The 10,047-nt window shown below is 32.8% G+C and carries 9 protein-coding genes and 1 pseudogene; 8 read left to right on the plus strand and 2 right to left on the minus strand.

What is annotated here, in order from left to right; all coding sequences use genetic code 11:
- Positions 1 to 318: 318 nt before the first annotated feature.
- Both dnaA and GXZ93_03085 read right to left on the minus strand, forming a co-directional pair.
- Positions 319 to 1,701: pseudogene (dnaA, locus tag GXZ93_03080) on the minus strand (chromosomal replication initiator protein DnaA).
- Positions 1,702 to 1,710: 9 nt separating this feature from the next.
- The gene (locus tag GXZ93_03085) at positions 1,711 to 2,655 is read right to left on the minus strand and encodes an ATP-binding protein (GenBank protein HHT78767.1); all 945 of its coding nucleotides are present in this window, start codon (positions 2,653 to 2,655) and stop codon (positions 1,711 to 1,713) included.
- A 419-nt stretch (positions 2,656 to 3,074) separates the two neighbouring features.
- Here GXZ93_03085 and rpmH point away from each other — a divergent pair, with 419 nt between their 5' ends.
- Genes rpmH through mnmG form a run of 8 tightly spaced genes read left to right on the plus strand, consistent with a single transcriptional unit; the run spans position 3,075 to position 9,731 of the window.
- Positions 3,075 to 3,209 carry a 50S ribosomal protein L34 gene (gene rpmH, locus GXZ93_03090; protein ID HHT78768.1) on the plus strand — a complete coding sequence of 45 codons (135 nt, stop codon included), beginning with the start codon at positions 3,075 to 3,077 and terminating at the stop codon, positions 3,207 to 3,209.
- Between the two features lie 45 nt (positions 3,210 to 3,254).
- Positions 3,255 to 3,551 (plus strand): ribonuclease P protein component, encoded by a 297-nt coding sequence (gene rnpA, locus GXZ93_03095; GenBank protein HHT78769.1) that lies wholly within the window; start codon positions 3,255 to 3,257, stop codon positions 3,549 to 3,551.
- A 26-nt stretch (positions 3,552 to 3,577) separates the two neighbouring features.
- Positions 3,578 to 3,787 carry a membrane protein insertion efficiency factor YidD gene (yidD, locus tag GXZ93_03100; GenBank protein HHT78770.1) on the plus strand — a complete coding sequence of 70 codons (210 nt, stop codon included), beginning with the start codon at positions 3,578 to 3,580 and terminating at the stop codon, positions 3,785 to 3,787.
- A 12-nt stretch (positions 3,788 to 3,799) separates the two neighbouring features.
- Positions 3,800 to 4,567 carry a YidC/Oxa1 family membrane protein insertase gene (locus GXZ93_03105; protein HHT78771.1) on the plus strand — a complete coding sequence of 256 codons (768 nt, stop codon included), beginning with the start codon at positions 3,800 to 3,802 and terminating at the stop codon, positions 4,565 to 4,567.
- A gap of 17 nt (positions 4,568 to 4,584) precedes the next feature.
- Entirely contained in the window at positions 4,585 to 5,220 is a 636-nt protein-coding gene (locus GXZ93_03110) for a KH domain-containing protein (protein ID HHT78772.1), read from the plus strand.
- A gap of 47 nt (positions 5,221 to 5,267) precedes the next feature.
- The gene (mnmE, locus tag GXZ93_03115) at positions 5,268 to 6,647 is read left to right on the plus strand and encodes a tRNA uridine-5-carboxymethylaminomethyl(34) synthesis GTPase MnmE (GenBank protein HHT78773.1); all 1,380 of its coding nucleotides are present in this window, start codon (positions 5,268 to 5,270) and stop codon (positions 6,645 to 6,647) included.
- Between the two features lie 30 nt (positions 6,648 to 6,677).
- On the plus strand, positions 6,678 to 7,817 hold the full coding sequence (locus tag GXZ93_03120) for an FAD-dependent oxidoreductase (protein ID HHT78774.1): 1,140 nt from the start codon (positions 6,678 to 6,680) through the stop codon (positions 7,815 to 7,817).
- Positions 7,818 to 7,871: 54 nt separating this feature from the next.
- On the plus strand, positions 7,872 to 9,731 hold the full coding sequence (gene mnmG, locus GXZ93_03125; protein ID HHT78775.1) for a tRNA uridine-5-carboxymethylaminomethyl(34) synthesis enzyme MnmG: 1,860 nt from the start codon (positions 7,872 to 7,874) through the stop codon (positions 9,729 to 9,731).
- The last annotated feature ends 316 nt before the right edge of the window (positions 9,732 to 10,047 follow it).

The following is a 10,047-nucleotide window of genomic DNA, read 5'->3' on the forward strand; positions in this document are numbered from 1 at the left end:
TTAAAATAAGAAAAATTCCCAAAAAATAAAATCTTTAGATCTGATATCCGGTGATAACTATTAATATGTTTTTAATAAACTATATAAATAGAGATTATAGTATTAATAAAATGTTTAAAATGTAGAGAAAAACCAAAACCCCTGTATTGTATGTATAGAAAATCAAAAAACTATTTTAAAAAAGTGATTATTTTTGTATAGAAAATCAAAAAACTATTTTAAAAAAAATCAATAAATAAAAATCAGGACTTTATTAAACATTATTATTTTATTAAACAGGAACAGGAATAATTTTTTTAAACAGTAGCTTTACATTTTTTATACAGAGCTTTTAATCTTATTTGTCAGTTCCTGTACTTCATTATAAACCTTGCGGTCAGTCTTTAATAAAGTAGATATCTTGTTAACAGCATAGATTACCGTAGGATGATCCCTGTTGCCGATATCTTTGCCTATTTTAGGAAGAGATGAGTTTGTAAGTTCCCTTGATAAATACATGGCAACATGGCGCGCATGAGAAATAAGAGAACTTCTTTTTGAACTGGTAAGGTCATTTATGGAAACTGAATAATACCTTGAAACCTCTTTAAGTATTTTTGATATGGTTATTAGTATCTCTTTGTTGTCGGGGAGAATGTCTTTCAGAACTTTGTTTGCTATTTCAAAATCAGGAATAGTTTTTGTCAGTGAGGAAAATGCGATAACTCTTGTAAGAGCGCCTTCAAGCTCTCTTATGTTTGAGGTAAAGTTTTCAGCTATTAATGTAAAAATGTCATCAGATATATAAACACCTACTTTTTCTCTGGAACAGTATTTTTTAAGAATAGCTATTCTGGTTTCCAGATCTGGCTGGGTGATATCTGTAACAAGACCCCATTCAAAACGCGAGCGAAGCCTGTCTTCAAGCGAAGAGATGTCTTTGGGTGCGCGATCGCTTGTAAGCACTATCTGTCTGTTTGTGTTATGAAGCGCATTAAAAGTATGGAAAAACTCTTCCTGGCTGGCTTCTTTCTGTTCCAGAAAATGTATATCATCTATTAATAATACATCATTTGTTCTGTAAGCGGACTTAAAAGACATTATGTTCTTGTCCCTTATTGCATTTATGAAGTCTGTAATGAATTGTTCCGCAGAAACATACTTTACTCTTGTATCAGGAAAAAGCTGGTTGGTGTATTGTCCGATTGCATGCAGCAGATGTGTTTTTCCAAGCCCCACTCCACCTTATATAAAAAGGGGGTTATATGATTTGCCGGGATTTTCACAAATTGCAACTGCTGCATTACAGGCAAATTCATTATTTCTTCCGATTACAAAAGTATCAAAAGTATATTTTATATTAAAAGACTGATTAAGGGTTTTTTCTTTTACATTCTGTGATTTAAAATTGTCTGCATCGCCTGATGTTGTGGAGTCAATGGTATTTCCGGCAGGATTTTTTCTGGAAATCTCCGAATCAACTATGATTTTTATTTTACAACTGCGTTTTAATATATTATATACAGAATCGCTTATTATATTATTATACCTGGTTTGAAACCACTCTTTTGCAAAGTCGCTTGATACGGAAATAGTTAAAATATTTTTTTTAAAAGATATTGGTACTATGCTTTCAAACCAGGTTTTAAATGTGGGAGTGTTTACCGAGTTTTTTATATCGTTTAATATATTGCCCCAAAGATCGTTTATGTTTTCTTCCATAAGCCAATATTAAAAATTATTTGAATAATATTCAAGGTATTTGGCTCCTTTTTTGGAGAGCCTTTTTTTTCCTGAAGCATAGGTTTTTAAAAGACCTTCCTTTTCAAGAAAAGATAATTCCCTGAAAGAGGTTGAAACGGAAAAACCGAGCTCTTTTGAAATTTTTGAGGGTCCTACCTCTTCAAGCTCAAGAATAAGAAAAAGAATTTTCATCTGCCTCATTGAAAGTTTTTTTAACAAATATTCATCTGCCGGCTTAACAGCAGGACTCGTACCCCTGCTGCTTGCCGAAGAATCTCTTGCCGTTGAAAAGTCTTTCCCTGTAATACTTTCTGTGGTACCGGAGCCGGGAGGACCGGTCTTTATGTTTTCCTGTAATTCCCTGCCGGGCCCGGTTTTGTCCGGCTTGGGAAGTTCGTTTATAGAAAGATCAACGCGTTCATAAGCAGTATCGGTATTAATTGAGAGAGTAACAACCGTGCCGTTTTTTATATTATCTTTTATATCAAGCATTCCCCCTGAAAAAGCTATGGTTTCATTTACGATCGGAAGACCTGATCCAACACCTCTAATAAATTTTTTCATTTTAGAGGTTGCGGAAGTGTAACCCGGAAGAATTGCTTTTTCCTTATCGAAGATTCCGGGGCCCTGATCAGATATCATTATTTTGTTACCATTATTAAGCACCGTTATTATAATTTCCTTAAAACTGGCATGAATCAGGTTTTCTATTATCTCTTTTATAATGGTATAGGGTATCCTGCCTCCCTGGCTGTGAGACATGCCATATACTTCTTCGGTGGTTTTATTTATAAAATCCGGTACATTATCAAAGCTCAGATCAACTATTCTTGGAAGGCTTCGCAGACTGTCATAAACTGCTATTCTTACAAAAATACTGAAATCTGTTTTGTTATCAGAAGTTTCCAGAGAAATGTCGCTGATATTATTCATAATAAAAAAATAAAAGAATTATATAGAAATAAAAAAAATGAAAAGCACAATCTTAAAACACTAAAAACAATATTTTTTCATTTTTCAAAAATAAAAAACTTTCTACAGGCAAAAACATGTTGATAATAAAAAAAGTTATCATAAAATCAAATAAAATTACAGATAAAAAAAATAAAATGAAATGGTAAATACTGGCATTTTTCAAAGTTATTGACATATTTTTATACACCTGTTGAAAACTTAACAAAGTATTTTAGAAAGTAGCTTGAGCAAGAAAAAAATGTGAAAAAAAGCGAAAAAAAATGAAAACCACGAGAACAAATGTTTGAGTGCTGATTTGTTGACTTATTGATAATAATAAGTTTAAAATGTATTATTTGTATACAAATGACAACTTATTATAGTAATAGGCAGGAAAAATGAAGAGAACTTACCAACCTAATACAAGGAAAAGGAAGAAAAAACATGGTTTTCTCCAGAGAATGAGAACCAGAAACGGCAGAAAAATAATAGCAAACAGAAGAAGAAAAGGTAGAAAAGTACTGTCTGCATAATTGCCGGAGGATGAAATAAAGATCGAAGGCATAAAAGGTAAAAGAATGTTCAAAGAAACTCTGGATACAGGGCAAAAGATAAGCTCAAATTATTTTCTTACCTATATAAAGAAAACTGAAGAAAAAAACTGTATAAGAGTTGGTTTTATAGTAACAAAAAAAATTGGAAATGCCATTGTCAGAAATAAAATAAAAAGAAGAATCAGGGAAGCTTTAAGAAACATAAAGCATGATACGGACAGAGGCATTGCAATGGTGTTTATTGCAAGAAAAGCAGTTATTGAAGCAGGCTATTTAAACATAACAGAAGTATTAAAAAAAGTATTAGGAAAAATAAAGTAGTTTTGCCTGTTCTGCTTATATAAAGAATGAAAAAAATATTGATTTTTATTATAAGTATTTACAAAAAACACATATCTCCTTTTTTTCCACCAAGTTGCAGATTTTATCCGACTTGTTCGGTCTATGCTGTTCAGGCAATTGAAAAATACGGAGCAATAAAAGGTAGCATTAAGGCGATATACAGAATATTAAGATGTAACCCGTTTAATAAGGGCGGGTATGACCCAGTAAAATAGACGGAGGTTATTTTGGGGTGGCTAGCAAATTTACTTAAGCCTATAGAGAATGTTTTAGGATATATAATTGAGTTTTTCTACAACTGGATTCCAAGCTATGGAATAGCAATAATTCTTCTTACCATTACTGTAAGAATTATATTATTGCCGCTTACAATCAGCCAGACAAAATCAATGGCAAAAATGCAGATGCTCCAGCCCGAGCTCAAGGAGATACAGCAGAAATACAAGGGTGATCAGCAGAGAATACAGCAGGAAACAATGGAGTTTTACAAAAAAAATAATGTAAATCCGCTGAGCGGCTGCCTTCCTCTTATTTTGCAGATGCCTGTATTTTTTGCATTATTTCAGATGCTGAGGGCTCTTGGTATAAATGCATTTGGGGGTGGTGCGCAGACACTATATAAATTTTTGTGGCTTGACCTTACAAGTCGGGACCCTTTTTATATTTTACCGATATTGATGGTTATTACTATGATAATTTCGTCAAGGTTAACACAGACCGATGCTACAAAAACAGGGATGAGCGCTGTTCTTATGACATACGGGCTTCCTCTTGTTTTTGGGTTTATATCTTTCAGAATGCAGTCAGGAATTCTGGTTTACTGGGTTACTACGAATATATGGTCTATAGGACAGCAATGGATAGTAAACAAAATGATTAAAAAAGAAAAAGATAAGGCAGAAAGTAAAAAGCGGCTTGCCGGGGAACCTGAATCAAAATCTGAAAACGAGGAAAAAATTATTATCAAACCTAAGAAAAAGAAAAGAAGAAAATAGCTTAAACAGGAGTTGAAATGTCTGAAAATACAAGCATGGAAGAAGCTATAAGTAAATTTGTTGAATCTCTTGAAGAAGAACAAAAAAACGATAGATTGCTTGAATCTAATAACACAAAAGAAACATATATAAATGAAGATACAGAAGAATACTACGAAGATATAATACTAGAAGAAAAGTGTCCCATAGGGGATAATTTAGACAAGGTTGAGAAAATTAAGAATTTTGTTAAAAAGATTGTTGCTCTTGTAACGGATAGCGAGGTTTCTGAAGTTACATATGATGAAGAAAGTGGGAAAATAAATATATACGGCAGAGATCTGGGAATCGCAATTGGGAAAAATGGGAAGAATATGGAAGCGATTGAGTATATTTTTAATCTATATATAAAAAGAAAAGATCTGTCTGAAAAAGCTATAACAATAGATATAAAAGATTATAAGAAAAAGAAGTATGAAACTATAAAAAACATGGCATTAAAAATGGCTGGAAAAGTTGTAAAGGAACAGAAGAAAATAATATTGAAGCCAATGCCGTCCCATGAAAGAAAAATAATACACGATGTTTTATCTGAAAACAAAGAAGTGGAGACAAGGAGCAAAAACAAAGAGCCGTACAGGCGCATAATTATATACCCCTTAAAGGAAAAATAAAAAAGGCGCCTCGAGCGCCATTTTTTTTGCCAAACGGAGAAAAGAAGATGTATGAAAAAGATACAATAGTGGCATTGGCTACAAAAGCAGGTGATTCTGCAATTAATATAATCAAGCTTAGCGGCGAAAGAGCAATAGAAATAGCTGACAGTATTTTTAGGGCAGAGAGCAATAAAAAAATAAAGGATATTAATACTTATAATATTACATACGGGAAAGTATATGATGAAAAAGAGGAGATAATAGATGAAGCAATAGTATCTGTTATGAAGGGTCCGAAGTCATATACGAGGGAAGATGTTGTTGAGATCAACTGTCATGGAGGAATAGCGTCTGTAAATAAAATAATGGATGTTTTATTAAAGAACGGAGCAAGAATAGCTGAGCCCGGGGAATTTACAAAAAGGGCTTTCCTGAACGGGAGAATCGATCTTAGTCAGGCTGAAGCTGTAGTTGATATAATAAATGCGAAAAATATCGCAAGCCTGAAAATTGCTGCAAATAATCTTTCAGGAAATTCGGGAAAAAAAATAAGAGAAATACGCGATAGGATAACAGACATAATTTCTGAACTGGAAGCGGGGATTGATTTTGTTGAGGAAGATCTGGAGACCATACCAATAAGCAAAGCTCTAAAAGAAACAGAAAACATAAAAGAAGAAATAAAAGAGCTGATAGCAAATGAGAAGAAATCTGAAATTATCAAAGAAGGAATAAAAATTGCAATTACAGGGAAGCCAAATGTTGGAAAATCCAGCCTGCTAAATATTCTGGCAGGAAAAGACAAGTCAATCGTAACACACATACCGGGCACCACAAGAGATGTGATAGAGGAAACGGTAAATTTTGACGGAGTTCCTATTATATTTAAGGATACGGCAGGCATAAGAGATTCAAAGAATATTATTGAAAAAATAGGTGTAAAAAGAAGCAGGGAAGAAATTAAAAATGCGGATATGGTAATAGTTATTTTTGATAATTCAAAAAAATTAACTGAAGAAGATATAGAGCTGTTAAAAATTACAAGCGGATCAAAAAGAATAATTCTATTAAATAAAATTGATTTAAAGAGAAAGGCTGAAATAGAAAAATTAAATAAAAATATTTCAGAGGAAATAATAAAGATATCGGCAAAAGAAAAAATTGGAATAAATGCAGTAGTTGAGAAAATAAAGAAAATGGCTATAGGCAGTAATGAATTTTTATATGAAGAAAAGATAATAGTAAATAAAAGACAGAGAATTCTGCTGGAAGATTCATTGGTGGATATTGAAAATGCAATTAAAACAATTGAAATGAACTATTCTGAAGAATACATAATAACAGACCTTAAGTCTGCAAATAATAAAATAGCAGAAATTACCGGTGAAAATACTGCCGAAGAGATATTAAATAAAATATTTAGCAAATTTTGTATTGGAAAATAATTACGACAAAAAATTGCAGGGTATTGAAAAATGGCGAATGTTTCACGTGAAACAAATAAAAATGAATATGATGTAATCATAGTAGGGGCAGGATTATGCGGCTCAGAATCCGCTGCTTTAATATCAAAATACAACATAAAAACACTGATTATAAACATAAGCATGGATAATCCCGGATATATCAAGTACGAAAATGTAATAAAAGATATTGCGGGGGAGACAATTGAAAGAATAAACAGGGTTGAAGGGTTTTTTGCTAAAAATATTAAAAGATCAGCCATTCTTCATAAAAGAACAGAGAATAAGGGGTATGATGCCTGTATAATAGACAGAAAAAGATTTTCATTAAACTATAAGTATTTTTTGGAAACCCGGAAAAATATTGACACAAGACAGGGCCTTGTAAAGAAAATAAAAATTAAGGAAAAAGGTAATTTTGAAGTTTTGCTAAATGATGGTGAAGAATATGTGTCTGAGTTTCTTATAATATCCTGTGGAACTTTTTTAAACGGATTAACTTTTTTCGGAGAAAATAAAATAAAGGCCGGAAGACACGGAGAGATATCTTCGGTCAGCCTGGCAGAGAATCTTAAGGAGGCAGGCATTGCTTTTGAAAGAAAAAGTGTTTATGTGCCTGCGCGCATAGATGGAAAAAATATAGAAAAATATGAAAAAATAATAAATAAGGAATTTGCAAGCCCCGCAAATAAAAAAAATAGAAAATTTGCATTAAGTACATTTTATAAAAATGAGTTAAATGATATTTACAAAAACGGAGCTGACAATATTTATAAAAAATATATAAATACAGCAAAAGAAAATAAATATCCGGAAATATTTATGCTGTATCCTGAAAGTTTTGAAACACAAGAATATACTATTGAAAATTTTATAAGTGTTAAAGAAGAACCATTGCAGGAGCAAATAATAAATCAGATATATTGCCTTGAGAGAGTTATCCTGACCCGACCTTCCTATATGATTGAATATGACGGAGTTAAAGCCAATCAACTTACAAATAATTATGAATCAAAAATTTACAGTAAGCTATATTTCCCGGGAGAGATAAACGGAACAGGAGGATATGCAGAAATAGTATATCAGGGTATTTTGTCGGCGGCAGAAATTATTAATAAGTTTTATAAAAAGAAACTGATTAATATGAAATAATCAGTTTCTTAAATAGATGTTTCACGTGGAACATGGGAGATATTATTAAGAAAAATGAAGAGTTTTGATGTAATAGTTGTAGGTGCCGGTCATGCAGGCTGTGAAGCTGCTTTAGTAACCGCCAGACTTGGTCTCAAAACTTTATTACTTACAATAAATCTGGATAAAATAGCTTTAATGCCCTGCAATCCATCTATTGGCGGAGTGGGGAAGAGCCAGCTTATTGCAGAGCTGGATGCTCTTGGCGGAGAAATGCCTAAAGTTGCGGACGAGACTTTTATACAGATAAAAACGCTTAACATCAACAAGGGGCCTGCCGTACAGTCAAAACGAGCACAAATTGATAAAAAAGAATATGAAATTTTAATGAAAAACATAATAACCGGAACTGAGAATCTGACTTTAAGACAGGGGATTGTAAGAAAAATATTATTAAAAGATTTAAAAATTTCCGGAGTTGAGACAGAAGAAGGCTCTGCCTTTTTATGTAATTCTCTTGTGATAGCTACGGGTACTTTTTTAAGAGGAAGAATAATAATAGGAGACAAGGAGTATCCGGCAGGCAGAATGGGGGAATATCCATCAGCAAGACTAACTTCAAGCCTTAATGCTATTGGAATGAAAACAGATAGATACCAAACTGCAACCCCACCAAGAATAGACAGCAGAACTATTGATTTTAATAAAATGACAGAGCAGCCCGGAGAAGACAATATCTGCTTTTCATTCTGGAAAAAATCTCGGAATAAGTCAAAAATTTCAAGTTTTCTGACTTATACAAATAAAAAAACTCACGAAGTTGTATTGGCAAATATAAATAAATCTCCTATTAAGTCAGGCATAATCAATACACATGGGCCCAGACACTGTCCTTCAATAGACAGAAAGGTCATTAACTTTCCTGAAAAAATAAAGCACCCCGTTTTCATAGAACCTGAAGGCAGGAACACCAATGAAGTATACCTTCAGGGGCTCACAACAAGTATGCCTGTAGAAGTTCAGAAGATGATTGTAAATTCAGTCACAGGGCTTGAAAGTGCAAGAATAATAAGACCCGGGTATGCAGTAGAATATGATTATATTTATCCCAATCAGCTGAATCTTACGCTTGAATCAAAATCCATAGAGAATTTATATTTCGCAGGACAGATCAATGGTACCAGCGGCTATGAAGAAGCAGGAGTTCAGGGTTTTGTTGCCGGTGCCAATGCGTCTTTAAAACTTATGGGGAAACCGCCATTTATTCCAAAAAGAGAGGAAAGCTATATAGGCGTTCTTATTGATGATCTTCTTACAAAAGAATTGGTTGAACCTTATAGAATGTATACTTCCCGTGCTGAGCAAAGACTTCTTTTAAGAGCCGACAATGCAGATATCAGGCTTGCCGGATATGGTTATTCAATTGGCTTAATAAGTACCAAAAATTATAAAAAAGTATTATCAAAGATAAAAAATATTGAAAAGCTTACAAATCTTTTAAAAAGCAGATTTGCCAAACCGGGTAAAGAAACAAGCAGAATATTTGCTGAAATAGGTACATCCGATATTGAGAGCCCTGTAAGATTATATGATTTGTTGAAAAGGCCAGAGATTAAAATCCTGGGGCTTCTTAAATATTTTCAGCTTGATGATGTTAATTTTAGTTCAGAAGTTTTGCAGCAGGCGGAGATTAATATTAAATATGAAGGATATATAATCAAGCAGATGGAAGAAAACAAGAAATATAGCTCGATTGATAAAATCACCCTTCCTTCCAATATAGACTACCATAATGTGTCCGGCCTGACTTTCAGTGCACAGGAAAAATTAAATTTTTTCAAGCCCGAAACACTTGGTCAGGCATCAAGAATAGCAGGAGTTTCTCCTGCAGACATATCAATACTGATGATTAATCTTAAATCAAAAAAGATATAAATTTTTCCTTGAATTAATAACCCCATTTGCTAAAATTAAGGATAATTTACTTTTCTATAAAAGCATAAAAGTTTACCAAGAAATTGCTTTAACTGAAAACTTAATGAAGCAGCCGGGAGTTAAAGTAGTTTCAGCTAAAGAGGCATGAATTCCTTTTCTTTGGGAATTCAGAGAAATTGAAGCAAGTGAGAAAGTTTCCGAAACACCGGAAAAGCATCCTGGAGATCTTTTTAGTTATTAAGAATAAGTTAATACAATAATTAGATAATTATAATAATTTAATACATGTTTTGTTTTCCGGATTTTTTATTTTAAG

The sequence above is a fragment of the Actinomycetota bacterium genome, assembly GCA_012837825.1.
Lineage (GTDB): Bacteria > Actinomycetota > Humimicrobiia > Humimicrobiales > Humimicrobiaceae > Humimicrobium.